Genomic DNA, 24761 nt, shown 5'->3' on the forward strand with positions numbered 1-24761 from the left:
CTTACAACCGGCCGAGGTCGTCCATGCCCATCGATGCCGCCGCGACCAAGTTGAACGCTATCGCCGATCAAAAGGCAGTCGAATCGCCGTTTTACATTCCGATGACGGGTCCTGCGTCGCGTCCGCGGCGTGCGCTCAAGCACGACGATACGTTCGTGGTGCTCGACAGCCATGGTGACATCGGCGCGTCCGCGGGTGGGCCGGATGGCCTGTTCAATGCCGATACGCGTTATCTCGCGCGGCTGGAACTGGCACTGAATGACGTTCAGCCGCTGTTGCTCGGCTCGAATCTGCGCGATGACAACTCGTCGCTGACCGTCGATCTGACCAATCCGGATATCTATCGCAACGGCCGCCTCGTGCTGCAGAAAGATATGCTGCACATCGTGCGTACGTTCTTCCTGTGGCGTGGTGCGGCCTATCAGCGGATCGGCCTGCAAAATCACGGCGAACACCGCGCCAGTTTCGATCTGACGCTCACATTCGACAATGACTTTGCCGATCTGTTCGAGGTGCGCGGCGAAAAACGCAAGCATCGCGGCATCGCCACGAGTCGCCTGATCGGACCGAGTGACGTTGCGCTGGAATATACCGGCCTCGACGGCCGGTCGCTTAGCACGATGGTGCATTTCGATCCGCGCCCGACGCGGCTGGCAGCCAATACCGCGACCTACCACTTCGAGCTGAAGCCGCAGCAAACGACGTCGCTGTTCGTTGCCGCCAGTTGCAACGCCGAGGCCGGCCACAAGCCTGTGCCGTTCTTTCGTGGGTTGCTCGCGCATCGCCGCGAGATGCGCAATTTCAGCAAGGGTGCGGCGACGGTCGAGACCTCGAATGATATTTTCAACGAGGTGCTCTGCCAGGCGATGGCCGATCTCAGCATCCTGATGACGAATACGCCGCAGGGGCGATACCCCTATGCCGGTATTCCCTGGTACTCCACGACATTCGGCCGCGATGGCCTGATCACGGCGTTGCAACTGTTGTGGATCGATCCGCGCGTGGCGCGCGGCGTGCTCAAACGGCTTGCGGCATTTCAGGCGAAATCGGTCGATCCGCTGGCGGATGCCGAGCCCGGCAAGATCCTGCACGAAATGCGCGGCGGCGAGATGGCTGCGCTCCGCGAAGTTCCGTTCGCGCAATATTACGGCAGCGTCGACTCCACGCCGCTCTTTGTGATGCTCGCAGGGATGTATGTCGAGCGCACCGGCGATGATGAAACCCTGCGCGAGCTGTGGCCGGCCGTTGAGGCGGCCCTCGCATGGATCGACGGTCCGGGCGATCCCGACAAGGATGGCTTCGTAGAATATCAGCGCGCTACCGAACAGGGGCTTCAGAACCAGGGCTGGAAAGATTCGTATGACGCCATCTTCCATGCCGATGGAAAGCTCGCTGAGGGCAATATCGCGCTGGCGGAAGTGCAGGGTTATGTCTTCGCCGCCAAGCATCTGGCGTCGCGTCTCGCATTGCGCATAGGCCTGCCCGACAAGGCCCGGCAGCTCGAGGCCGAAGCGGAGCAACTTGCTGCGCGGTTCGAGGAAGCTTTCTGGTGCGAGGAACTCGGCACCTATGCGCTTGCGCTCGACGGCAAGAAGATGCCTTGCGCGGTTCGCGCCTCCAATGCGGGCCAGTTGCTGTTCACCGGCATCGTCCGTGAAGACCGTGCGCGCATGGTCGCCGCTGACCTGATGCGTCCGCATTTCTTCACCGGCTGGGGCATTCGCACCATTGCGCGCGGGGAGGCGCGCTACAATCCCATGTCCTATCATGACGGCTCGATCTGGCCGCACGACAATGCGCTGATTACACTCGGTCTGGCACGCTATGGCCTGAAGCATTCGGTCGAGGCCGTCTTCAAGGGCCTGTTCGACACCGCGGCCTATATGGACTTGCGACGATTGCCGGAATTGTTCTGCGGCTTTCAGCGCGAAAAACGCCGCGGCCCGACCTTGTATCCGGTGGCCTGCGCGCCGCAGGCCTGGGCCAGCGCAACGCCGTATACTCTGCTCGAGGCAGCGTTAGGAATCGAATTCGATGTCGCGCGCGGCGAGATTCGTTTCCGCAATCCGCGGCTGCCCGCTTTCCTGCAATACGTCATTTTGCGTGATCTCCGGCTCGGCGAGTCGAGCGTCGATCTCTGCCTGCGCAAACACGAGAACGATGTGTCGCTGGAAGTGCTGCGAACCCGCGGTCAAATCCAGGTATCGATCGTATTGACGCATTGACGCGTCGCCTGGCGCTGGGGTCGTGCCCATCAGCGAAACGCGTGAGTGAGGGAGTTTCTATGCCTGCAATTCGCACCGTTGCCGGATTGGCTGTCGCGTTGGCGTTGAACGCCGTGGCCGTGTGCCAGGCGGCGGATGCGCCTGTGCCTCCGCCCGCGTCGTCAGCGAAATCCACCCCTGAAGCACAGCCGTCCGTGCCGTCGCCCGCACCTGATGCGGCTGCCGTGCAGCCGGCAACGCCACCCCCGGTCGCGTCTGCGCCTGTCGCCAAGCCGCCATCGGTTACGGTGATCGACGCTTTCGATGCCAAGGGCATTCTCGGCCGCGACGTGCGCAGTCCCGCAAGCGAGAATATGGGACGCATTGCCGATGTGATCGTCGATCGCGCGGGGCAGGTGCGCGGCGCGGTCATCGACTTCGGCGGATTCCTCGGGGTCGGCTCGCGCAAGATCGTGGTCGATTGGGGTGCGCTGCATTTCTGGAACGTGGCCGACAAGACCGCCAGCATCACGCTGGATCTCACACGCGAGCAGGTGCGCGCCGCGCCGGAATACAAGGACGACCAGCCGATCGTCGTGCTCGGTGCGTCCGGCACACTGACGCCGCTGAGGTTTCCGCCTCTCACCATGCAGGAGCGCTAATTGGCGGTTCACGCGACCACACGTGCAGCTGATCTCTCCCGCGGCGATGATGTCGCGGCGGTGCCTGAGGTTGCCTGCGCGCCGGGGATTGCGCCGGAGTCCGAGCCGGGCCCGCAGGAGCCACAGCGGAGTCCGGAGCCGTCGAAGCAGAGCCTGCGCGGGCTCGACTGGTTCATCTTCTTTCTCGCCGACGTGCAAACCGGATTCGGCCCGTTCGTGGCGGTCTATCTCACCACGCAAAAATGGACGCAGGTCGAGATCGGCTTCGTGCTGTCGATCGGGGGCATCGTCGCGCTGCTCGGCCAAATTCCGGGTGGCGCGATCATCGATGCGGCGCGCTCGACGCGGCTGGTCGCCGGCGCCGCGGTCGCGACGATCGGCGGCTGTGCGCTAGCCTATGCCGCGCTGCCGGTGTTTCCTGTCATCGTCGCGGCAGCGACGCTGCATGCGATGGCGAGCTGCGTGCTCGGCCCCGCGATTGCCGCTATCAGCCTGGGGCTGGTCGGGCCGCTGCGGATCGGCGAACGGCTGGGGCGCAATGCGCGCTTCGCCTCGCTCGGCAACGGCGTCGCTGCCGCCGTCATGGGCACTTGCGGCTATCTGCTGTCCAGCCGGTCCGTGTTCATCGTCACCTTCTTGCTGGCGCTGCCGGTGCTTTATGCGCTGTCGCGGATTCGGCCCCAGGAGATCAATTCTGCTCAGGCCCATGGTGCCAGCACCAAAGAGGCCGAGAGTAAGAAGCCGATCCGTTTTCGCGATCTAGTGCGCCAGAAACCATTGTTGATTTTCGCCTGTGCTGTGCTGCTGCTGCAGCTTGCCAATGCCGCGATGCTGCCTTTGATGGCGGGCGTCGTCACGACGCGCTCCGCCGATTGGGCGCCGGCGCTGATCGCTTTCTGCATCGTGGTACCGCAGGCCATCGTCGCGGCGACCTCGCCGACGGTCGGCCGAAAGGCGCAGCAATGGGGCCGCCGGCCGCTGCTGCTGATCGCCTTCGCCGCGCTCGCGATCCGCGGATTGCTATTCGCCGTGGTCACCGATCCGTTTGCACTGGTTGCCGTGCAGGTCTTCGACGGCGTCACTGCAGCCGTGTTCAGCGTGATGATCCCGCTGATCGTCGCCGACATCGCCTTTGGCAGCGGTCGCTTCAGCCTTGCGCAAGGCATTGTCGGCACCGCCACCGGCATCGGCGCGTCGCTCAGCACGGTGACCGCCGGCTTCGTCGCCGACAAGCTCGGCGCGCCGGTTGCCTTTGTCGGCCTGGCCTGCGTCGCCGGGCTTGGCTTGTTGCTGATCTGGCTGGTGATGCCGGAAACCCGCCGCGACCACGGCGAGGCTTAGCGCCGGCGCCCTCATGGTGAGGAGGCGCCGTTTGGCGCCGTCTCGAACCATGGGGAGTGTGGTGCGCATCCTTCGAGACGCGCGCAATTGCGCGCTCCTCAGGATGAGGACGGTGTGATGGCCCGCAGAGCGGCTAGGGCTTCACATTTTCGCCGAGGAAGTTGACCGCCGCCGTGACGCCGCCCTTGCCGTGCGGAATGCCGAGCGCCTGCAGTCCCATCTCGATCACGCCGAGCGTTCCGAGAATCATGGGCGCGTTGACATGGCCCATATGGGCGATGCGGAATGCTTTTCCGTGCAGGTCACCGATGCCGACGCCGAGAATGACGCCGCATTTATCGCGGCAGTAATCGAGCAGCGGCGTCGGGTTGTTCATCCGCACCGTCGTGACCGTGTTGCCGCGTTCTTTCGGCTCGATGATGTTGAAGCTGAGTACGCCGCCATCGGCCCATACGGCAACGGCGCGGCGGACGGCTTCCGCCAGCAATCGATGGCGCTGGAACACGTTGACGAGCGTCTCATCGAACAGCATGTCGATGGCCTGACGCTGCGCGAACATCAGGTGCACCGGCGCGGTGCCCGAATGTTTCCGGTAGTGCTCGTCGCCGTCGCGCTCGGTCCAGTCCCAATAGGGCGTGCGCAGATTGGCGGTTTTGTGCACCTCGCGTGCGCGGTTATTCGCGGCGACATAGCCGAGGCCGGGCGGTGTCATCAGGCCTTTCTGTGAGCCGGACATGGCGACATCGATGCCCCATGCATCCATCTCGAATGGCATGCAGCCGAGCGACGCCACGGTGTCGACCATGAATAATGCGGGATGACCGACGGCCTTGATCGCCTTGCCGATGGCTTCAATGTCGTTGAACGCGCCTGACGCCGTGTCGATCTGCACTGCAAGCACAGCCTTGATTTCATGCTTGGCGTCTTGTCGCAACGTAGCTTCAACCTCGGCAGGACGAATGGCGCGATTCCAGTCGCCCTTCAGGCTCTGCACGTCGACGCCCATGGCGCGCGCCGCATGGCCCCAGCCGACCGCGAAACGTCCGCTTTCCAGCACCAGGATCTTGTCGCCGCGCGACAGCACATTGGTGAGCGTCGCTTCCCAGGCACCATGGCCGTTGGCGATATACATATAGGTGTTGCCTTTGGTGGCGAACAACGTGCCGATATCGCGCAGCAGTCCGAATGTGAGCTGCACCATTTCCTTGGAGTAGATATCCAGCGGCGGACGATGCATCGCCCGCAATACTTCGTCTGGCATCGTGGTGGGGCCGGGGATGGCGAGAAATTCACGACCTGCACGAACGACCATTTTCAATCCTTGTTGGTATTTTTGGCCATGGTGCCATGGCGTAGCGCGAAATCAAAGCGCGTGTGAGGTGTTTTGAATTTGACCGCTTAGTGAGTCAGCGCATCACGCCCGATCACATTCGCGATGGCCTGGAAGATCTGGTCCTTGATCTCGGTCGCCGCCGGGCTCGGGATTGTCTCGGGAGGGCCGTCGTGTTTGGCGCAGGCCACCACCAGCCGCAGGATCCAGACTTCGCCATCGGTGTAGTACAGGTCGCCGCCGCCATTGTGGCCGGCGACGGTTGGGCCGATTCCGGTGACCTGATATTTGGCCTCGACCATGCCGGCCTTTTCGAGGTCGCCCGCGAGCACCGCGCGCTCCGCGTCGATATCGGCAGCGATATGATGCGTGATCGCGCCGGTGTATTTGCTGATCCCGACGCTGCGATCGAAAGTCGCATCGCCGAGCCAGACCGGGCGATCTTCCTGCCCCTTGTCGAGGACCTTCCAGAGCCGGATGTGGTGGCGATGATCAGCGCTGTTGCCGACCGGCTTCTCGAAAGCGAGATCCTCGCGACGGCCGAGATAAACCAGCGGGCTCACCGGTGCTTCGCGATAGGGGCGGTCGAGCAGGACGCTGCCGACAATCTCGAGGGACGAGCGCAGGGTTACGGGATCGGCGGGATACCAGCCGGCAGCGTGCATCGCGCACAGCACGTCCTTCTTGTCGCCGATCAGGCCGACATTGATGGGATCGCCCGGGATGCCCTGCGCGGTCATGGTCGTCATCGGCAATCCGGCAAGGCTCTTCTGGTGCTCGTAATGGGTCCAGAGTTCCGGGAGCAACAGATAGGCGATGCCGCCATAGATGACCAAAGCGAGCAGCGTCAGCCGCGCCGCCCGGAATGTCCGGCTGCGGCGTTGTTTTTGCGCAATGACATCCGTCTGCAGGTCAGCCACGGTTCCGCTCGATCGAATCTGAGCGGGGAACCTGCCACGTCAGCGCCACGATGTCATCGTCGGGTCTCGCGGCAGCCGGCGGCTTCGGCCTCTTCTTTAGAGCAAAACCAGCGTGTTCCCTTGCTGATCCGCATGCTGATCTTGGCATACCAGCGGCTTTCGGGCGTGTGGTAGATGCAGACGCCGGCCCGGTTGACGTTGCCCTTGATCCGGCAGGTAGGCGACGGCGCCACGTGGCCGGATGCCGAGGCCAGCAGGATCGGCAAGGCATCCTCCGGAGGCTTGCTCGAGCCGAGAATGGTGGTTTTCTTGTTGCGGACGCGCCAGTCCCAGGGCGCGAAGAACGCGCCGGCCCAAAGTCCGGCCTTGGCCTCGCGTGCGGCTTTCTCGTCGGCGTCATAGGCATGCGAGAAGCGCACATAGGAGAGCGCCCAGCCGCTCTTCACCATCCATTGGCTGATGTCCTCGCCGTCCACCTCGCATCTGGCGACCGAGCGACCGAAGCGATCGGTCCTTAGCACGTGGCAGGTCCAGCTCTTGTCGCCGACATGTTCAACAAGCGCTTCATGTGCCGCGACGCCGCAGGTCCAGCGCTCGCCGGCGGCATTCAGGCACAACTGATCGAGGCCGGGCGAATCCATGCCGGCGAGCCGGATGCGGGTCGCGCCAATGGTCATCTGGTCGCCATCGCGAATCTTCGGCACCCCGGTCACGTCGGCGGCCTGTGCCAGTGCGGGAATGCAAAGCATCGCGATAAAAAGTGAGAAGGTGCGGAACATGCGCATCGAACCGTTTGATTGCAAAATCATGACGACAATCCGGAGACAGTGCGGGCATTTCGCCGCGCATGCCAGCGCGGTCGCTCCTTCATACCTTCAACTTCGCGCGATGAACTATGCGGCGTGGCCGTTCATCATCCTCCGCCGCGCCAGCGCGAGACCCATCAGCACGAAGGCTGAGGTCACCTCGGGGCCGCCGACGAGAATCCGTGTTGGCGTTTTCATCTTGTTCCATTCATAGGCCTTGAACGGACCCTTGCGGCCGCCTTCACCCGTTGCCGTGATGATGCAGCGCAGCGCAGGAGCGAAATGCGCGAGCTCGCCGCCGAGATGTCCGAGCGCGATCAGTGCGAGTGCCGCATCGAAAGTATTCATCTCGCGCGCAATCAACTCGTGCTGCACATAAGCGAGCACACGCAGGCGGATGAAGTCGAACGTGCCGTCGGTATCGATGGCCTGTTGCGTCGCGGCCGGCAATTCACGGAAAGCCGCATAGCAGCGGCCGAAATAGGCGCTGTAGAGCTCCGGCAGATAGTAGATGTGCGATTTCGGATCGGCGAAGGCGCCGGATGCCACGAGGCGACGCTGGAAGCCGATGATCCGCTGCATCGTTTCCAGACGTGTCGGCGTCTCCATCACCTTCCAGCGGACGAGATTCCGGAACGAGACTTCGAGCACGTCGAGATTGAGCGTCGGATCGAGATCGTTGCCATAGGGCCGTTCGCCCGCGAGATTGTCGATCCAGGTGACGATGGCGCCGTCATAGTCGATGTGGTCGTTGATCGGCACGGTGACCATCGGCTCGTTGCTGCCGTTGCCGACCTGATAACCGGCATAGAAGTCGAGCAGGGGTTGAGCGAGGATCGGGTCGGTCGAGCCGGCCTGTGTGGCGGCGGAGAATGAGCAGGCGGTAGTGTCGCAGTCCGGCACATAGATGCCGAAGCCGAGATCCTGCTTGATCTGCGCGAAGAGCCGGCTGAAGCGCGGATGTGGCGGCGGCGCCAGCGCCGTGATGACGTTCACACGCGTCCCGTCATGCGAGCGGACTTCCTCGCGGCTGGTGATCAGGCAGAATTCAACCATCGCATCGATGGCGCGGCGGGAGGATGCCGTTTGGTCTGGCGACGGCAGTCCGGTTTCGTCGAAGCTGAGCAGCGCCTCGGTGAAGAAGGCGTCGTAATAGGCCGAGCGATGACGGATCTGCACCGGCTCCCACATGGGTTCGGCAATTCCGGTCCATGGCGGATTGATGAGTTTTCCGGCCGGTGAGCGGGCGATGAAGATACGCGCGAGGGTGAACAGCAGCGTCGAATTCTTGTAGCCGCGCGAATTGAGGCCCGTCAGGGCCATCAGGAAATCGCGGCCATGCATGTCGGGATCGCCGATCAGGTTGAACGCCGCGTAAGTAGGAATGAAGCCGTTGCGGTCGAACGAGCGCAGCAGATGCGTGCCGCAGACCTTGATGACATCGTCGATCTCGCCCAGCGACGGTGCCTGCGCTGAAGTCATCACGGGCTTCGGCTCTGGATGGCTCAATATGACCGTGTCGAGCAGCTCGGCGATGGGCTGGCCGATCGCTTCCCAATCTGGCTTCTCGTCGTCGCGCGCCGCTCTCAGGGCCTGCTGTATGGCTTTGAACCGGGCGGGATCGCGCAACTCGGACAGGCCGGCGCGGCAGAGTAACGGGCGGAGCGCGGCATTGTTGAGCGCGGTTTTGTAGAACTTGACGATATGGGCGTCGCCGCCGGTGTGCTTGTGAAAAAGGGGGTCGCAGAGGTCGTAAAGCGACGGGCCGTCTTTGCTGGCTGTCAGCGCGCGGTATGCGGCGCCGGCAAAATAAGTCACACCCATGAGGTTTCTTTCAGTGCGGTCCCTGCGCACGCTTCGAAAACCGCCCGCTGCTGCTGCGGCGCAATCGCCTCCCGACACCTGCAAGCCTTTGAAAAGTTGCACGAATCGGTCGGGATTACAATTGCGTGAAGCGCAAGCGCGTTCAAGACCTTAGCCTGGTCAGTCAGTAACCCTGTCTTAAATCCCGGCCTTTACCGGTTGCCCGGGTGGCCTTGGCGGGTTAACAACCAGTTTGCTGCGATGCCGCAAATTGAGCGCATTTGATACTCATTGGTTTGGCATCCCTTCAAACCTATTTCGACGTTCGCGCGACCCACGGTTGCGCCTGAACGATGAGCAGGAATGATCTTATGAACGTACGGCAGTTTCGCGTATCCCGTCGCTCTATCACTGTGGCCGCAGCTTTTGTCGGCCTGGTTTCGCTGGCGCTTGGCGCCAATGCCGCGCTGAACAAGCGCTCGCTGGAAGCTGCACAGGCCGAGACGGTGACCGGGACGATCAATCCCGTGACGAAGGCGTCGCGTATCGCGCTGGTGATCGGCAACGGTCATTACCCCGACGCCGGCGCGCCGCTGAGCCAGCCGATCAATGATGCACGTGCCATGACGAGCGCACTCCGCCGCGACGGTTTCGACGTCGATGTGGTGGAAGACGCGACCCGCGATGACATGACCCGCGCTGTCGAGCGCCTGAAGGCCAAGATCAAGCCTGAAACCGTCGTGATGCTGTATTTCGGTGGCTATGGCGTTCAGGTTGGCCGCCAGAGCTACATGATCCCGGTCGATGCCGCGATCTGGAAAGAGCGTGACATCCGCCGCGACGGCATGAGCGTCGAGGCCGTTCTCGATATCATGAAGGAGCAGGGTGCCCAGGCCAAACTGGTCGTGCTGGATGCGTCCCGCCGCAATCCCTATGAGCGCCGCTTCCGCGGTTACTCCCGTGGTCTCGCGCCGATCGATGTGCCTGAGAATGCGCTGATCCTGACCTCGGCGACGCCGGGCAAGGTTGCCGACGATGTGGATGGTCAGAACAGTCTGCTCGCAACCGAATTGCTGAAGAACATGAAGGCCAAGCCGGCGAGTGCCGAGTCCGTCTTCACCAACACCCGCGTTGCGGTTACCCGCGCGACCGCCGGTGAGCAGGTTCCTGCGGTGTCCTCGTCACTGGTTGAGGACATCCTGCTCGGTGACAGCGCAACGGCCAAAGCCGGTAGCTGATCTTTCCCGTTGTGATTACTTCGCGGCGTCTGCGTTCGCCATCACCGGACGAACCGGGTCGCCTTCGCGCAGCAATGCGCCCGCGCGCGCGACAATCACATCGCCATCATTCAAGCCTTCGCGCACTTCGACGCGGCCGCCCGACATCAGGCCAACCTCGACGCGCCGCGTCTCGATACGCTGCCGCCGGACCACCTGCACGACGGTGCCGCCGGCACTGTAGAGAACGGCAGTCAATGGCACTGAGACGCCGCAGCTTTCGCCAGTTTTGATGATGGCACGCGCGTAGGAATTGCTCATCAGCCGCCGGGCCGAGGTGATCGAGACCACGACCTGGCCGAGCTGGCTGTTGGGCTCCACGGTGGAGGCGACGCGTTTCACTTTACCGTCCAGCTCTCCAGCGCCGATCACCTTGACCTTGACCGGCTGATCGACTTTCAGCTTCGGCAGGTCGCGGGTCGGTACCTGGCCGATGAATTCGAACTCGCTCCGCGCGATGATGTTGAAAAGAGCCTCGCCCTTGGCCGATGCAAGCGATCCGACCACGGCGGACGAGGCGCTGACCAATCCTGCGACCGTGGCCTGAACTTGAAGCGATCCGCCTTCCGGTGGCGTCAGGCGTGCGAGGATCTGGCCCGCGGTGACGTTCTCGCCGGCATCGACCATGACCTCTGCGACCTTGAGGCCCGGACGATCGGGACGGATCGAGACTTCCTCGCGCGGGATCAGGATGCCGGAGACTTCGACCGTGGCGGAGAAGCAGGACTTCGCGGCGGTCAGCACGGTCACTGCTGCACCCTTCGGGGCATCAGCAGGATCGTCGGCGGCCAGAGCGGGCTGCGTGAACACGCATAGCGACAGCGCGACCAGCAATCTGGCCCATGTGGTGGTTCGCTTGGAAGAGGCGACGGACAGGGTCATTGCATGTGCCTATTTGTGCGGGGCGGCGGGTGGCTGACCGTTTTGCGGGTCTTCCTCGCCGCTCGACGCCAGCAGCTTGCGCCCGAAGCGCCATGCCAATTGTCCGACGTCGTCCATCATCATGAACATCGCCGGCACGAACAGCAGCGACAGCGCCGTCGAGAAGATCAGCCCGCCAATGATAGCAAGCGCCATCGGCGAGCGGAACTCGCCGCCGGCGCCGAAGGCCAGTGCAGACGGCATCATGCCAGCGACCATGGCAACGGTGGTCATCACGATCGGCCGCGCGCGCTTCATGCCGGCATCGATGATCGCGACTTCTCGCGGCTTACCTTCGCGAATGGCTTCCACGGCAAATTCCACCAGCATGATGGCGTTCTTGGTGACGATGCCCATCAGCATCAGGATGCCGATCCAGACCGGCGTCGTGAGTTGCTTTCCAGTCAACAGCAGCGCCAGGATCGCGCCGCCGATGGATAGGGGCAGAGAGAACAGGATGGTGATCGGCTGCAGGAAAGTACCGAACAGCAGCACCAGCACCGCATAAACCATCATCAGGCCTGCCGAGATCGCGGTGGCGAAGCCATCCGCGAGTTCGTTCAGGCTTTCGGCGTCGCCGGACTGCTTGACGCTCACATTCTTCGGCAGGCTCTTCATGACCGGCAGTTCGTAGATCTTCTTCAGGGCATCGCCGAGTGCGGCGGTGCCCACGAGATCCGCGGCCACGGTGGCCTGACGTTCCCTGTCGTAGCGGTTGATGCTGGTCGGTCCCTGGTCGAGCTTGATGTCGGCAACGACGGATAGCGGCACGCCGCCGCGCCCGCCGCCAAGCGGTACCCGCAATTGTTCGAGGATCTGGAAGTCGGCGCGTGCCGTGTCTTCGAGCTGCACGCGGATCGGCACCAGGCGATCGCCGGCATCGAATTTCGCCAGAGCCGGGCCGACGTCGCCGATGGTGGCGACGCGGATGGTTTCCGACAGGCTCTCGGTGGAGACGCCGAGTCGTGCCGCCAGATCGGCACGCGGCTGCACGCGCAGCTCGGGACGATCCAGCGAGGTTTCCGAGATCACGTTGGAGATCAGTGGAATGCGCTTCATCTGCGTCGCCAGTTCGCTGGCGACATTGGCGACGATATTGCTGTCGGTGCCGGTCACCACCAGCGAGATGGCGCGCAGCCCGTTCTCGTCGAGGAACCAGTAGCGAATATCCGGAACGCTTTCGAGTTCCTTGCTGATATCGAGTTCAAGCAGGCGCTGTGTATGTGCGCTGTCGCGTTCGCTCTTCGGGGTGTAGTTGATGATGAGAGCTGCGCGCCGCACTTCATAGGTGCCGGGTGGAACGTGACCACCATCGACGAACACGCTCTTCACTTCAGGTCGCTTGCGGAGCCGTGCGACGATATCTTCTGTGACCTTTTCGGTGTAAGCAAGCTGCGATCCCGGCGGCAATTCCATCGCCATCAGCGAGCGCGCGGTGTCTTGCGCCGGCAGGAAGCCCTGCGGCAGCAGCTGGATGCTCCAGATCGACAGTGCGAAGACGGCGAGACCGAACAGAACCGTCACGTAGTAGCGTTTCACCGACAGGGTCACGAGCTTGTTGTAGGCTTGCAGCAGGCGCCCCGGCGGTGGATCGTCGTGCTTGTGATCCTTGAGGAAGTAGGCCGCCAGCACAGGCGTGACGAAGCGCGCTGCCAATAGTGAGAAGAACACCTGCACCGAGACAGTGATGCCGAACTGCTTGAAGAATTGTCCGGCGATGCCCGACATGAAGCTGGCCGGGGCAAAGATCGCGATAATCGTGAGGCTGATGGCGATCACGGCGAGGCCGATTTCGTCCGCCGCTTCCAGCGCGGCGCGATAGGGCGATTTGCCCATCCGCATATGCCGCACGATGTTTTCGATCTCGACAATGGCGTCATCGACGAGAATGCCCGTCGATAGCGTGATGGCGAGGAAGCTCACGAGATTGAGCGAGAAGCCGAGCAGGTCCATCGCCCAGAAGGCCGGGAAGATCGACAGCGGCAGCGAAATCGCGGCGATGACCGTGGCGCGCAGATCGCGCAGGAAGAAGAATACCACGATGACGGCGAGCGCCGCGCCTTCGAACAGCGTCGAGATCGCGGCTTCGTAATTGCCCTTGGTGAAGTCGACCGAGGTGTCGATCAGTTTCAGATCGACGTCGGGATAGGACGCCTTCAGCGCGTCGATGCGCTTCTGGACGGCCGCGGCGACCACCACGTCGCTGGCGCCCTTGGATCGTTTGATACCCAGCGCCACCACGGGCTCGCCGTTGAAACGCGCAAAGGTGCGGCGATCGGCGATGGTATCGGTGACCGTGCCGAGATCTTCGAGCCGCACCTCGCCGCCGGACGGCAGGCTGATCATGGTGCCGGCGAGTTCGTTCAGCGTCTTGGCGCCGGCCAGTGTCCGGATCGCCTGATCGTTCTTGCCGATTTCGGCGCGTCCGCCGGCGAGGTCCACATTGGTGCCGCGCAGACGCCTGGACACATCGACTGCGGTAAGGCCTGCGGCCTGTAAACGGTCGGGATCGAGCGAGACAAGGATTTCGCGCTCGACGCCGCCGATGCGCTCGACCTGGGCGACGTTGCGCACGCCCTGCAATGCGCGCTTCACCACGTCGTCGACGAACCACGACAGCTGCTCCGGCGTCTTGCCCGGTGAGATCGCAGCATAGGTGACGATTGGCAGGCCGATCACGTCGACGCGCTGGATCAGCGGTTCGTTGACATTCTGGGGGAGATTGGCGCGCACGCGCGTTACGGCGTCCTTGACGTCGTTGAGCGCGCGATCAGTGTTGGTTTCCAGCGCGAATTGCACGGTCGTGACTGACAGGCCGTCAGTGATCGACGATGAGATGTGTCGCACGCCTTCGACGCCGGAGACGCCGTCTTCGATGGTCTTGGTGACCTGCGCTTCAAGTTCCGCGGGCGCTGCGCCGAATTGCGAGACGGCGACCGAGATCACCGGAATGTCCGCGCTCGGTAGCCGCGTGATCGCCAGCTTGGTGAAGCTGATCCAACCGAGCACCAGAAGAATGATCGAGAAGACGATGGACGGAAGCGGATGGCGGATCGACCATGCCGAGATATTCATTGCCATTAACGCACCCGCGATCGATCGAGGTCATCGACGAACATGGTCTGGACCTTGTCGCCGTCATGAAGTGATGTGCCGGCATCGGCAACGACGATGTCGCCCACCTCGACGCCTTCGAGAATTTCTGTCGACGTGTCAGACACCAGCCCCACCTTCACACGGCGGGTTTCAATGGTGTTGCCCTTCACGAGCTGCACCATGAAGTGTTCGATCGCCGAGCGCGGGATCGCGACGCCGCAGCTGCGCTTGGCGTCGATGCTGGCGCGGGCGAAGACACCGACCTTGAGCGACGGGTTGCTGGCCAGCGATAGCCGGACATGGCCCAGCTGCGTCACGCGGTCGATCTGCGGCGACACCAGCCGCACCTTGCCGAAAATATCGGGCTGATCGTCGCGGCTGATCCGCGCCGTGACGCCGGGGTTGAGCTTGAGGATGTGGATGCTCGGCACTTCCGCATCGAGCTCGAGCTCGTTGTTGATGGCGATCCTGAACATCGGCCCGGCCTGCGGCGAGGCGGGCGCGCCGACGATGGTGTTCACGGAGGTAATCAGGCCTGCCGCCGGGGCGCGCAGCGTCACCGGATTCGGGCGTGCATTGCCTGCTGTCGGCGGCGGTATCAGCCGGGCCAGTTCCTGGTTCTCGGTGACGGTGTCGCCTTCGCGAACCAGCACTTCGGAGACCTTTGAACCTTCGGTCTCGACGCCGACAACGGCCTCGCGGCGCGGAACCACGAAGCCGGTCACCCGCACGAGATCGGAGAAGCAGGCATTGGTGGCCTTGGCAACGATCACCATGGCGCCATTCGGCGAGGCGGAGCCGGCGGGTGCGGGTTCAGCGGCGAAGCCGATAGAGGTGGTTGCGACCATGGTGGCCGCCAGCGACAGACATGCGAGAGAGGGGGAGAAGCAGGCAAAAGCCTTCATTGCGAGATCGATCCACTTGGTATTACGGAGCACCAGGGGCATTCGATCGGTGCGGCGGCAGGTCGGGGCAATCTATACAGGATATCCGCGATCACCACAGCAAACAGCGTCCCGCGTGGTACGGAACGCTGTGGTGCGGCAATCCGCAGCAAGCTCGGAGGTACCACCGAGCTCTATTGGGACGCGGTGGTCTTGTTCGCCATATTCACCACCTGGACGCGGCGGTTCGACGGGTCGGTCGGCGCTACGCCGGCCTTCGGCTTGCCCTTGCCATACCCAACGGTGACGAGGTCGGCGCCGGCGATGCCGTATTTGTCCGTCAGATAGCGCTTGATGGCATCAGCGCGGCGCTCGGAGAGATCCTGGTTGTATTCTTCGCCGCCGACGGCGTCGGTATGGCCGGCGACCACGAAGGTTGCGCCCTTGAGGTCTTCGCTGCTCAGCGCCTTGCCGAGGGCCTGCACCGAGGACAGCGACTTCTTGCTGATATTCGCCGAATTGTAGTCGAAGGTAATTTCCAGATCGATCGCCGGCTTGGTCTGGGCGACGGCGGCGATCTGCTCGCGCTCGCCGATCGATAGCGACCGCGTGCTGCGATTGCGAAGGGAATCGACGAACTTGCCTTCGGCGGCATTGACGGCCGGCTCGGCCGGCGGCGTCATCGACAGGCCGCGGGTCAGCGGCTTCTTCGGCGCCAATGCGCGCAGGATCTGGTCGGAGGTCACTTCCTCAGCCGCTGCGGCGATGCCTGCGGTCAGCGACAGGGCGACGCTGATCATGGCGATCGTGCGAAGTGCCTTGAAGCCAGGGCGTGCGGATGTGTTTGACATGGGTGCATCCTTCATTTCGTCGCGCGAAACGCGCTTGAATCAAATCCAACAAAATCTGGTGCCGGATCGCTTCAGGATGGCTTCCGGCTTGCCATCAATAGTGTCCGCTCGCGCGCCGCAGGTTCAAACCGGGCGTGCGGATTCCTGCGATTTTCTTGCGGCTTTCCCGCGAAATTCCGGTGACCTCTGGGGATCATCGGATGCCGTGCTATCGGACGCCGTGCTATCGCACGCCGTAGCCGGCAAATTCCTTGACGATGTCCGGGTCCATGGCCTTGGCATTGGTGATGTCGAGATCGCCTTCCGCCGTCTGGCCAAGGCGATGTTTGGCCAGGCCGCGGCCGTAGAGCGATGAAGTCAGCTGCGGATTGATCTTCAGCGCAGCGTCGAAATCCGCAATCGCATTCTTGCTCTGGCCGTTCTTGAGATTGACCAGGCCGCGGCTGTCCAGCGCATCGACGAAATTCGGGCGCAGGCGCAGGGCCTCGTTGCAGTCCTTGAGCGCGGCGGCGAGGTCACCGGTCACGGTGCGCGCCCAGCAACGGTTGTTGTAGGCCTCGACATCCTTGGGATTCAGTTTGATTGTGGCGTCGAAATCCTTGATCGCAGCGGAATAGGCGCCCTTGCTGGCATAGACCTGGCCACGGCGATACAGCGCGCCGGCGTCTTCCGGATTGTCGGTCAGCTTGACGTTCAGCGATTTGACGGTCGGATCCTCCGCCAGCGCCAGCAGGATCTTGTTTTCGTCACGGGGCACTTCGGCAACGACGGCGGGGGCAGGAGTTGGCGCCGCGGCCGGCGCAGGCGCTGCTGCTGGAGCCGCCGGCGTGGGCGTAACAGGCGTGGGTGCAGCAGGCGCTGGGGCGACAGGTGCGGCGACGACTTCCGGCTTGGCCACAGCAGGGGGGCGCGGTGTCGCAGCCGGCGCCGGGTCGGCCGGTTTGGCTTCCGCCACAGCGGCTGACGCCGGGCGCGTTCCGGCTATGAAAGAGAAGTCTTCTGCCAGCGACGAGGAAATCCACGGCACCTGCTCGCTGCGCGACGCGCGGGTGACGTTGACGCGGGTCCGGTTCAGCGTCTGCTCGGCGGTGAGATCGGGAATCCGGATTTCCTTCAGCAATTCGCTGACAAACAGCCCGTGATCGCCGCCGCCATCGCTGACGACCGAGCTCAGAGCCGCCGAATACATCACCAGCGTGCCGCTCGGTGCGATCACCGGAGCGAGCCCGGCGGAGAAGCTGCGGAACCGGCGTTCGAACGGATTGCGACGGGATGCGTCCAAAAGCGCAATCTTGACGCCGGCGCCGCGGCCGTTGATCTCATTGAGCACGGTCTCGAGGCTGAAGCCGTCGCGGCGCACGTCGGGCTCGGTCCAGATCTGGGCGTCGACCGGGATCATGTAACTCTGCCGCGCGGACTGGATGCCGAAGCCGCTGAAGAACACCAGGGCTACCGAGCCGGGCTTCACCTTGCCGTAGAATTTGTCGAGCGCCCGGCGCATGCCATCGCCGCCGAGATTTTCCCCGGTATCGACCTCAAATCCGTCACGCTTCAATTCGGCGGCGACGTCGCGGGCGTCGTTGAGGGGCTCCTTGAGCGGTGTCTCGGCGTCCGGATATTTCGCATTGCCGATCACCAGTGCGATCCGGTGGGTCCGATCTTCCGCGGCGGAGGCCTGCCAGATGGGCGTGGCAGCAAACGTCAGGAGAGCGATCAGAGCAATGCGCATTTTCATAATGAAACCGGTCCACACTTGAGGGCGCTGTCCATGCTGCGGCTTGCGCCGCAGCGACACTAATCCACGCCATTCGCATTATCAAACCGGCGTGATCGCGGCTGTCAACGTGCAGTGTGGGCGGCAGCTATCGCGTCAATTCACCACGCGTCTGGCGTTGTCGCTGCAGTCCCGGTTCCCGGTCATTCCGGTGGTTGGAACGGTTTGACCTTTTCCGGTGACGATGGCTTGTTGCGCACAATAACGACCAGGAACGGGACGGGACGAATGAGCGTGACTTACGAAATCTATGCGATCCGCTATGCCACGATGACGCCGCGGACGCCGCAGATGAATTATCTCGCACCCGATCCCCATGAGACAGCAGCGGCCGATCTCGATTATTTCGTCTGGCTGATCCGCGGCGGTGGCCGCGACATCCTTGTCGATACAGGCTTCAACGAAGCCGCCGCGAAGGAGCGCAGCCGCAAGCTCACGATCAATCCTATCGATGCGCTGGCCGATTTCGGCGTTCGCGCGGCGGACATCCGCGACGTTATTGTCACGCATCTGCATTACGACCATGCCGGCAATCTCGATCGTCTCCCCAATGCCAGGTTCCATCTGCAGGACCGCGAGATGAGCTACGCGACGGGCCGCTGCATGTGCAATGGGCTGCTGCGGCATCCGTTCTCGGCGGAGGACGTCACCTTGATGGTGCGACACGTGTTCAATGAGCGCGTCACGTTCCATAATGGCGATGGCGAGGTTGCTCCGGGCGTCACGCTGCACCGCGTTGGTGGCCATTCCGACGGTCTGCAGATCGTGCGCGTGCAAACCGCGCGCGGCCCGGTGGTGTTGGCGTCAGACGCCTCGCATTATTACGGCAACATGCAGCGCCGCAGCCCGTTTCCGATTGTCTACAATATCGGCGACATGTGCGACGGCTGGACGACCTGCGAGCGCCTCGCCGGCCATCCCGATCGGATCATTCCGGGGCACGATCCGCTGGTGCGCGAGCTCTACCCGCGCGTCGAGGGCAGCAAGGCCGATGCCTATGCGCTGCATGTGGCGCCCTCGCGTTCCTTTGTGCGCGCGTAGCGCATGATCCCGAAAAGTGGCTTCCGGTTTTCGGATCGGATCATGCGCCAAATCAAGACAACGCTAATCGCTCAATAGGCGCCGGCTTTTTGACCGTGCCGTGTCTGCACGAGGTCGAGGCTACGCTCGATCTTGCCGAGTGCGGCGGCGAAATCCTTGCGCTCCTGCGCCGTCAGACATGACAGGATGTCGCGTTCCTTGTGCAGCAGGCGCGGGATCAGCTCTTCATAGAGCGCGATGCCTTTCGCGGAGAGACGCAGTTCGAAGGCGCGGCGATCATCTTCGTTCTCGACGCGCTCGATGAGTTCGCGTTCCAGCAGGGCGGTGACCGCGCGGCTGATGGTGGATTTATGCGTGCGTGTGCATTGCGAAATGAACTGTGCGCTGCAGGCATCGTCGCGAAAGCCCAGCGTGGCGATGACGCGCCATTCCGGAATGTCGAGCCCATAGCGTACCTGATATTCGTCGGACAATGCGGCGCTGACCTCCGCGGCCAGTCGGTTGAGCCGGAATGGAACGAACTGAAACAGGTCGAATTTTGCCACGGAGCCACCGATTCTGCTGTTGACGCCGCCACGGGTCCGGCGTTTAGATGGTTGCAAATGAGACTATCTTAGAGGGAGTGCGGTCCGTTGGCCAGACCAGCGTTGATCCGAAAATGCATCCGGTTGCAGGGCAGGGGTTGAGCCATGGCGCAACACGTCCGTCAGTTTGCTTATCGCCGTCATGCCGATCAGGCACGCCCTGCTGTTGATGCAGCGCGTCATCCCGTGGTGATTGTGGGCGCTGGCCCTGTCGGCCTGTCGCTGGCCATCGATCTGGCGCAGCGCGGCCAGCGCGTGGTGCTGCTCGACGACGCCGATCGGATCGGCGACGGCTCGCGCGCCATCTGTTTCTCCAAACGCTCGCTCGAATATTGGGACCGTCTCGGTGCCGCCGATCGCATGATCGACAAGGGCGTGGTGTGGAAGGTCGGCAAGATCTTTCTCGGACCGGACATGCTCTACCAGTTCGATCTGCTGCCCGAGACCGGCCACAAGATGCCGGCCTTCATCAACCTGCAGCAATATTACGCTGAATCCTTCCTGGTCGATCGCGTGCATCAACTGCCGGAGATCGATCTGCGCTGGCGCAACAAGGTCATCGCGCTGGCGCAGCATAATGATCACGCCGAACTCACCGTCGAGACGCCCGACGGGCCTTACACGCTGCGCGCCGACTATGTCGTCGCCTGCGATGGCGCACGCTCCGGTCTGCGTGGCATGGTCGGCGCGGATTTTTCCGGCGAGGTGTTCGAGGATCAGTTCCTGATCGCCGACGTCAAGATGACCGCGGAATTCCCGACCGAGCGCTGGTTCTGGTTCGATCCGCCGTTCCATTCCGGCCAGTCCGCACTGCTGCATCGTCAGCCCGACGATGTCTGGCGCATCGATCTGCAGCTCGGTCCCGATGCCGACCCTGTCGCGGAGCGGCAGCCGGAGAAGGTGCGTCCGCGCATCGCACGCATGCTCGGCCACGACGATTTCGATTTCGAGTGGATCTCGGTCTACAAGTTCCAGTGCCGCCGCATGCAGCGCTTCCTGCATGAGCGCGTGATCTTTGCCGGCGATGCGGCGCATCAGGTGTCGCCGTTCGGCGCGCGGGGTGCCAATTCCGGCCTCGAAGACGCCGAGAATATCGCCTGGAAGCTCGCACTGGTGCTGGCTGGCGATGCGCCGGCGTCACTGCTGGCGAGCTATGATGCCGAACGGGGCCCGGCCGCAGACGAGAACATCCGCGCCTCGACCCATGCGACCGATTTCATCGCGCCGCATTCGAAGCAGGAGCAGCGCATGCGGCAGGCGGTGCTGTCCCTCGCCAGGGAAGCCGATTTCGCCAAGCGCATGATCAATGGCGGCCGGCTGTCCGTGCCGTCGGTCTATCAGACGCCGCTCTCGACCGCCGATAGCGACGACTGGTCCGGCGGTCCGCGGCCGGGCGCGCATATGCCGGACGCGCCGCTCGTCAGCGATGACGGCGCACATGTGTTTCTCTCGGAATGTTTCGCCGGAGTCGGCCGCGGCTTCACTGTGCTGCAGTCGGATGGTCAGGCGATTGAACTGCCCGACGGCGTGGCGCGTCTGGTCGTCGGCGATGATGCGGCGCTGCGCGACGAGGCCGGGCTGTTCAAGGCGCGCTACGGTGCCGATCCCGGAAACGCCTATCTGCTGCGCCCCGATGGCTATATCGCGGCGCGCTTCCGGTATCCGACCTCGCAGGCGATCAAGGCCGCGGTCGCGCGTGCCTCCGGGAGAGCGTCATGACGGTGTTGTCGACAGCGTCCAATTTCGCCAGTCCCGACGACGCCTATCGTGCCATCGTCGAGGCGCATCGCGGACTGACCGACGATCAAAGCGCGGCGCTCGATACGGCGCTGGTGCTGATCCTCGCCAATCATATCGGCGATGCCGCTGTGCTCGGCGACGCGATTGCGCTGGCGAAGCGAAGGTTGCCGGCGGTGAGGAACGAGAAATGAGAAAGCTCGTCATTCCTGGATGCACGTAAGTCGCGCAGCGACTGCAGTGCAGACCCGGAATCCCGGAGTGATGAACACATCAAGATTCCGGGTTCACGTGCGGCTGACGCCGCTCGTGCCCCGGAATGACAGTTTTGGAATTCGAAAGGAATAGCTGCATGACCAAGGGTTTCGCATCCACGACCGACATGACCGAGAAGAAGGTCACTTTCTCGGAGATCGGCACCGATCTCTATGCCTTCACGGCTGAAGGCGATCCGAACTCGGCTGTCATCGTCGGCGATGACGGTTGCATCGTGTTCGACGCGCAGGCGACGCCGGCGATGGCCAACAAGGTGATCGAGCGCGTGCGGACGGTCACCGACAAGCCGATCAAATATGTCGTGTTGTCGCATTACCACGCGGTGCGCGTGCTCGGTGCGTCTGCCTATAAGGCGCAGGGTGTCGTCGCGTCCCAGGAGACCTATCGGCTGGTGGAAGAACGCGGCCAGCAGGATTGGGATTCCGAATTCGGCCGCTTTCCGCGCCTGTTCCAGGATGCCGAGAGCATCCCCGGCCTGACCTGGCCGACGCTGACCTTCGAGGGCGAGATGTCGATCTTCCTCGGCAAGCGCGAGGTGCGTCTCATGCAGCTCGGTGCCGGTCATACGTCCGGCGATATCGTTGCCTGGGTGCCGGATGCCGAGGTGATGTTCTCCGGCGATCTGATCGAATATCACTCGGCCTGCTATTGCGGCGATGCGCTGCTGCGCGAATGGCCGTCGACGCTCAACGAGATCCGGGCCTTCAACCCGAAAGCGATTGCGCCCGGTCGCGGCGATGCGCTGAAGGGGCTGGAGACGACCCGCGAGGCGATCGCGATGACGCGTGACTTCGTGATGTCGCTCTACGGTGCGGCCGAGATGTCGGTCGCCAAGGGGCGCAGCCTGAAGGAGACCATGGCGGCAACCCGCGACGTCATGGACAAGAAGTTTTCGAGCTTTGCGATCTACGAGCACTGCCTCCCGTTCAATGTATCCCGCGCCTTCGATGAAGCCTCGGGGATCGACGACCCCGTGATCTGGACCGACAAGCGCGACCGCGAAATGTGGGCCGCGCTCCAAGGAGGATGAGATGAACATCACGACCAATCCCGATCTGATCAGCCGTGCGACGTCCAATGTCACGCCGGGCTATATGTCCGGCTTTGGCAACAGCTTCGAAACGGAGGCGCTCCCCGGCGCGTTGCCCATCGGCCGCAACTCGCCGCAGCGTGCGGCCTATGGGCTTTATGCCGAGCAGCTCTCGGGCTCGCCCTTCACCGCGCCCCGCGGCACCAATGAGCGGTCCTGGCTGTATCGCATCCGCCCGTCGGTGAAACATTCGGGGCGGTTCGAGAAGGCAGATAGCAAGCTGTGGCGCACCGCGCCGTGTCACGAGAACGATCTGCCGATCGCGCAATTGCGGTGGGATCCGGCGCCGATTCCGAAGGAGGACATGACCTTCCTGCAGGGCGTGCAGACCATGACCACGGCAGGCGACGCCGGCACCCAGGCCGGCATGGCGGCGCATGTCTATCTGATCACGAAGTCGATGGTGGATCAGCATTTCTACAATGCCGATGGCGAGCTGATGTTCGTGCTGCAGCAAGGCAACTTGTTGTTCGTCACCGAATTCGGCCGCATCGATGCTGAGCCAGGCGAGATCGTCGTGATCCCGCGCGGCGTCAAGTTCCGCGTCGAACTCACGGGCGCCGCCGCGCGCGGCTATCTCTGCGAGAACTATGGCGGCGCTTTCACGCTGCCCGAGCGCGGACCGATCGGTGCCAATTGTCTTGCCAATGCGCGCGACTTCCTCACGCCCGTGGCCGCCTATGAAGACAAGGACACGCTGACCGAACTCTATGTGAAATGGGGCGGCTCGCTGTTCAAGACGGTGCTGCCGCATTCGCCCATCGATGTCGTCGCCTGGCACGGCAACTATGCGCCGTATAAATACGATCTGCGCACCTTCTCGCCGGTGGGCGCCATCGGCTTCGACCATCCGGATCCGTCGATCTTTACGGTGCTAACCTCGCCGTCTGAAACCGCCGGTACCGCGAATATCGATTTCGTGATCTTCCCGGAGCGCTGGGCGGTGGCGGAAAACACCTTCCGGCCGCCGTGGTATCACATGAATATCATGTCGGAATTCATGGGCCTGATTTACGGCGTCTATGACGCCAAGCCGCAGGGCTTCACGCCGGGCGGCATCAGCCTGCACAACATGATGCTGCCGCACGGTCCGGACCGCGAGGCCTTCGATCACGCCAGCAATGGCGAGTTGAAGCCGGTGAAGCTCACCGGCACCATGGCCTTCATGTTCGAGACCCGCTACCCGCAGCGCGTCACGGAACACGCTGCCACGACGGCAACGTTGCAGAGCGATTATGCGGATTGCTGGAAGGGCCTGGAGAAGCGCTTCGATCCGAACAAGCGCTAGCGATTCTCCGGCGGAATATCCTTGATACGCGCCGACTGCGCGGCGATGTCTTCGAGGCTGCGGGAGAGATGCACGCGCTTGTCCGACGGCGGGCGCTTGGCAACGGAAAGTCCGGGCCGCCATTCGGTGGCCGGCCGGATCGGACGCGGGGCGAAACCGCCGCCGCAGTTCGGGCACACGTTGAAGAGCTTGGTCTCCACGCAATCCGCGCAGAATGTACATTCAAAGGTGCAGATGCACGCATCGCGTGCCGCAGGCGGCAGATCCTTGTCGCAATATTCGCAGTTTGGCCGCAGCGCCAGTGCCATGCTCTTTCCCCTGCCGTTGTCGGTTGCCCATCCTTGCAGAAGCGCCGACGAAGTTGAACAGGGAATTCCGCGATCCGTCGCCAAAACTAGGCCTTGAGCGGCAGCCGCGATGTTTCCTTCAAACGGTCAAGCACGATCGACGAACGCACGTGCGCGACGCTCTGATGTGGCATCAGCACATTGTTGACGAGGTCGGACAGTCCCTTGAGATCGCGCAATACGGCTTTCAGCACATAGTCGGCGTCGCCGGTGAGCGAGTAAGCCTCCTGCACCTCGTCGACCCGTTGCACCAGCGTGCGGAACTTCTTGGCATTGTCCGGCGAGTGGGTGGCCAGTTGCACCTGGATGAAGGCGATCACGTTGAAGCCGAGCGCGTCCGATGACAGATCGGCGTGATAACCGGAGATCACTTTCTCCTCCTCGAGTCGCATCCGGCGCCGCGAGCATTGCGAGGCAGAGAGGCCGACGGCATCGGCGAGCTGCTGATTGGTCAGCCGGCCGTCGTTCTGCAGTGCGGCCAGCATCTTGAGATCGAAAGCGTCCACCGGGATCATGCGTCAAAAGCCTC

Annotated in this window: 21 protein-coding genes; 9 read left to right on the forward strand and 12 right to left on the reverse strand. The window is 63.0% G+C overall.

All coding sequences use genetic code 11. The features are described from left to right. The first annotated feature begins 23 nt into the window (after nt 1–23). The 3 genes from RSO67_RS19505 (at nt 24) to RSO67_RS19515 (ending at nt 4207) form a co-directional block, all read left to right on the forward strand. Complete coding sequence (locus RSO67_RS19505) at nt 24–2225, forward strand: amylo-alpha-1,6-glucosidase (RefSeq protein ID WP_315840190.1); 2202 nt, start codon at nt 24–26, stop codon at nt 2223–2225. Nucleotides 2226–2284: 59 nt separating this feature from the next. Continuing rightward, on the forward strand, nt 2285–2866 hold the full coding sequence (locus RSO67_RS19510) for a PRC-barrel domain-containing protein (protein WP_315840191.1): 582 nt from the start codon (nt 2285–2287) through the stop codon (nt 2864–2866). An 87-nt stretch (nt 2867–2953) separates the two neighbouring features. Next, nucleotides 2954–4207: an MFS transporter gene (locus RSO67_RS19515; RefSeq protein ID WP_315844307.1), complete on the forward strand. Its 1254-nt coding sequence runs from the start codon at nt 2954–2956 to the stop codon at nt 4205–4207. A 133-nt stretch (nt 4208–4340) separates the two neighbouring features. Here the strand turns inward: RSO67_RS19515 and RSO67_RS19520 are convergent, their stop codons facing one another. The 4 genes from RSO67_RS19520 to RSO67_RS19535 form a co-directional block, all read right to left on the reverse strand. Beyond that, on the reverse strand, nt 4341–5519 hold the full coding sequence (locus RSO67_RS19520) for a pyridoxal-phosphate-dependent aminotransferase family protein (RefSeq protein ID WP_315840192.1): 1179 nt from the start codon (nt 5517–5519) through the stop codon (nt 4341–4343). Nucleotides 5520–5605: 86 nt separating this feature from the next. Then, the gene (locus RSO67_RS19525) at nt 5606–6457 is read right to left on the reverse strand and encodes an LssY C-terminal domain-containing protein (protein ID WP_089266719.1); all 852 of its coding nucleotides are present in this window, start codon (nt 6455–6457) and stop codon (nt 5606–5608) included. Nucleotides 6458–6510: 53 nt separating this feature from the next. Then, the gene (locus RSO67_RS19530) at nt 6511–7236 is read right to left on the reverse strand and encodes a thermonuclease family protein (protein ID WP_315844308.1); all 726 of its coding nucleotides are present in this window, start codon (nt 7234–7236) and stop codon (nt 6511–6513) included. A 114-nt stretch (nt 7237–7350) separates the two neighbouring features. Continuing rightward, the gene (locus RSO67_RS19535; RefSeq protein ID WP_315840193.1) at nt 7351–9087 is read right to left on the reverse strand and encodes a hypothetical protein; all 1737 of its coding nucleotides are present in this window, start codon (nt 9085–9087) and stop codon (nt 7351–7353) included. Between the two features lie 350 nt (nt 9088–9437). On the opposite strand from RSO67_RS19535, the gene RSO67_RS19540 reads away from it, so the two are divergent. Continuing rightward, complete coding sequence (locus RSO67_RS19540; protein WP_315840194.1) at nt 9438–10304, forward strand: caspase family protein; 867 nt, start codon at nt 9438–9440, stop codon at nt 10302–10304. Between the two features lie 15 nt (nt 10305–10319). On the opposite strand, the gene RSO67_RS19545 is transcribed toward RSO67_RS19540, so the two are convergent. The 5 genes from RSO67_RS19545 to RSO67_RS19565 form a co-directional block, all read right to left on the reverse strand. Further along, nucleotides 10320–11225, reverse strand: a complete 906-nt coding sequence (locus RSO67_RS19545; protein WP_315840195.1) for an efflux RND transporter periplasmic adaptor subunit — start codon at nt 11223–11225, stop codon at nt 10320–10322. A 9-nt stretch (nt 11226–11234) separates the two neighbouring features. Beyond that, nucleotides 11235–14345 (reverse strand): efflux RND transporter permease subunit, encoded by a 3111-nt coding sequence (locus RSO67_RS19550; RefSeq protein WP_315840196.1) that lies wholly within the window; start codon nt 14343–14345, stop codon nt 11235–11237. Further along, entirely contained in the window at nt 14345–15208 is an 864-nt protein-coding gene (locus tag RSO67_RS19555; RefSeq protein WP_315844309.1) for an efflux RND transporter periplasmic adaptor subunit, read from the reverse strand. Before RSO67_RS19555 ends, RSO67_RS19550 begins: the two co-directional genes overlap by 1 nt. A 230-nt stretch (nt 15209–15438) precedes the next feature. Beyond that, on the reverse strand, nt 15439–16095 hold the full coding sequence (locus tag RSO67_RS19560) for an OmpA family protein (protein WP_089266920.1): 657 nt from the start codon (nt 16093–16095) through the stop codon (nt 15439–15441). A gap of 223 nt (nt 16096–16318) precedes the next feature. Beyond that, nucleotides 16319–17830, reverse strand: a complete 1512-nt coding sequence (locus tag RSO67_RS19565; RefSeq protein ID WP_315840197.1) for a caspase family protein — start codon at nt 17828–17830, stop codon at nt 16319–16321. A 267-nt stretch (nt 17831–18097) separates the two neighbouring features. Between RSO67_RS19565 and RSO67_RS19570 the strand changes: the two genes are divergently transcribed. Next, nucleotides 18098–18910, forward strand: coding sequence for an N-acyl homoserine lactonase family protein (locus tag RSO67_RS19570; RefSeq protein ID WP_315840198.1), 813 nt, complete (start codon nt 18098–18100; stop codon nt 18908–18910). 71 nt (nt 18911–18981) lie between these two features. Here RSO67_RS19570 and RSO67_RS19575 read toward each other — a convergent pair whose 3' ends face one another. Then, the gene (locus tag RSO67_RS19575; RefSeq protein WP_315840199.1) at nt 18982–19455 is read right to left on the reverse strand and encodes a MarR family winged helix-turn-helix transcriptional regulator; all 474 of its coding nucleotides are present in this window, start codon (nt 19453–19455) and stop codon (nt 18982–18984) included. Between the two features lie 144 nt (nt 19456–19599). On the opposite strand from RSO67_RS19575, the gene RSO67_RS19580 reads away from it, so the two are divergent. The 4 genes from RSO67_RS19580 (at nt 19600) to hmgA (ending at nt 23885) form a co-directional block, all read left to right on the forward strand. Beyond that, nucleotides 19600–21213, forward strand: a complete 1614-nt coding sequence (locus RSO67_RS19580) for an FAD-dependent oxidoreductase (protein WP_315840200.1) — start codon at nt 19600–19602, stop codon at nt 21211–21213. Then, nucleotides 21210–21425 (forward strand): DUF2783 domain-containing protein, encoded by a 216-nt coding sequence (locus RSO67_RS19585; protein WP_315840201.1) that lies wholly within the window; start codon nt 21210–21212, stop codon nt 21423–21425. Before RSO67_RS19580 ends, RSO67_RS19585 begins: the two co-directional genes overlap by 4 nt. Before the next feature lie 158 nt (nt 21426–21583). Continuing rightward, nucleotides 21584–22537 (forward strand): MBL fold metallo-hydrolase, encoded by a 954-nt coding sequence (locus tag RSO67_RS19590; RefSeq protein ID WP_089266735.1) that lies wholly within the window; start codon nt 21584–21586, stop codon nt 22535–22537. Between the two features lies 1 nt (nt 22538). Continuing rightward, entirely contained in the window at nt 22539–23885 is a 1347-nt protein-coding gene (hmgA, locus tag RSO67_RS19595) for a homogentisate 1,2-dioxygenase (RefSeq protein WP_315840202.1), read from the forward strand. On the opposite strand, the gene RSO67_RS19600 is transcribed toward hmgA, so the two are convergent. Next, entirely contained in the window at nt 23882–24193 is a 312-nt protein-coding gene (locus RSO67_RS19600) for a DUF1272 domain-containing protein (protein ID WP_315840203.1), read from the reverse strand. The genes hmgA and RSO67_RS19600 overlap by 4 nt on opposite strands. 86 nt (nt 24194–24279) lie before the next feature. Further along, a complete protein-coding gene (locus RSO67_RS19605; RefSeq protein WP_315840204.1) occupies nt 24280–24747 on the reverse strand; it encodes an Lrp/AsnC family transcriptional regulator in 468 nt (155 codons plus the stop codon). Between the last annotated feature and the right edge of the window lie 14 nt (nt 24748–24761).

Origin of the sequence: Tardiphaga sp. 709 (genome assembly GCF_032401055.1) — a bacterium.
Lineage (GTDB): Bacteria > Pseudomonadota > Alphaproteobacteria > Rhizobiales > Xanthobacteraceae > Tardiphaga.

Excerpts from the sequence above, each read along its gene's own strand:
- RSO67_RS19565 (WP_315840197.1), bottom strand. The coding sequence starts at position 17,830 with ATGAAAATGCGCATTGCTCTGATCGCTCTCCTGACGTTTGCTGCCACG.
- RSO67_RS19570 (WP_315840198.1), top strand. The coding sequence starts at position 18,098 with ATGAGCGTGACTTACGAAATCTATGCGATCCGCTATGCCACGATGACG.
- RSO67_RS19600 (WP_315840203.1), bottom strand. The coding sequence starts at position 24,193 with ATGGCACTGGCGCTGCGGCCAAACTGCGAATATTGCGACAAGGATCTG.
- hmgA (WP_315840202.1), top strand. The coding sequence starts at position 22,539 with ATGAACATCACGACCAATCCCGATCTGATCAGCCGTGCGACGTCCAAT.
- RSO67_RS19585 (WP_315840201.1), top strand. The coding sequence starts at position 21,210 with ATGACGGTGTTGTCGACAGCGTCCAATTTCGCCAGTCCCGACGACGCC.
- RSO67_RS19510 (WP_315840191.1), top strand. The coding sequence starts at position 2,285 with ATGCCTGCAATTCGCACCGTTGCCGGATTGGCTGTCGCGTTGGCGTTG.
- RSO67_RS19590 (WP_089266735.1), top strand. The coding sequence starts at position 21,584 with ATGACCAAGGGTTTCGCATCCACGACCGACATGACCGAGAAGAAGGTC.
- RSO67_RS19505 (WP_315840190.1), top strand. The coding sequence starts at position 24 with ATGCCCATCGATGCCGCCGCGACCAAGTTGAACGCTATCGCCGATCAA.
- RSO67_RS19520 (WP_315840192.1), bottom strand. The coding sequence starts at position 5,519 with ATGGTCGTTCGTGCAGGTCGTGAATTTCTCGCCATCCCCGGCCCCACC.
- RSO67_RS19530 (WP_315844308.1), bottom strand. The coding sequence starts at position 7,236 with ATGTTCCGCACCTTCTCACTTTTTATCGCGATGCTTTGCATTCCCGCA.
- RSO67_RS19540 (WP_315840194.1), top strand. The coding sequence starts at position 9,438 with ATGAACGTACGGCAGTTTCGCGTATCCCGTCGCTCTATCACTGTGGCC.
- RSO67_RS19550 (WP_315840196.1), bottom strand. The coding sequence starts at position 14,345 with ATGGCAATGAATATCTCGGCATGGTCGATCCGCCATCCGCTTCCGTCC.
- RSO67_RS19545 (WP_315840195.1), bottom strand. The coding sequence starts at position 11,225 with ATGACCCTGTCCGTCGCCTCTTCCAAGCGAACCACCACATGGGCCAGA.
- RSO67_RS19605 (WP_315840204.1), bottom strand. The coding sequence starts at position 24,747 with ATGATCCCGGTGGACGCTTTCGATCTCAAGATGCTGGCCGCACTGCAG.
- RSO67_RS19535 (WP_315840193.1), bottom strand. The coding sequence starts at position 9,087 with ATGGGTGTGACTTATTTTGCCGGCGCCGCATACCGCGCGCTGACAGCC.
- RSO67_RS19555 (WP_315844309.1), bottom strand. The coding sequence starts at position 15,208 with ATGGTCGCAACCACCTCTATCGGCTTCGCCGCTGAACCCGCACCCGCC.
- RSO67_RS19560 (WP_089266920.1), bottom strand. The coding sequence starts at position 16,095 with ATGTCAAACACATCCGCACGCCCTGGCTTCAAGGCACTTCGCACGATC.
- RSO67_RS19580 (WP_315840200.1), top strand. The coding sequence starts at position 19,600 with ATGGCGCAACACGTCCGTCAGTTTGCTTATCGCCGTCATGCCGATCAG.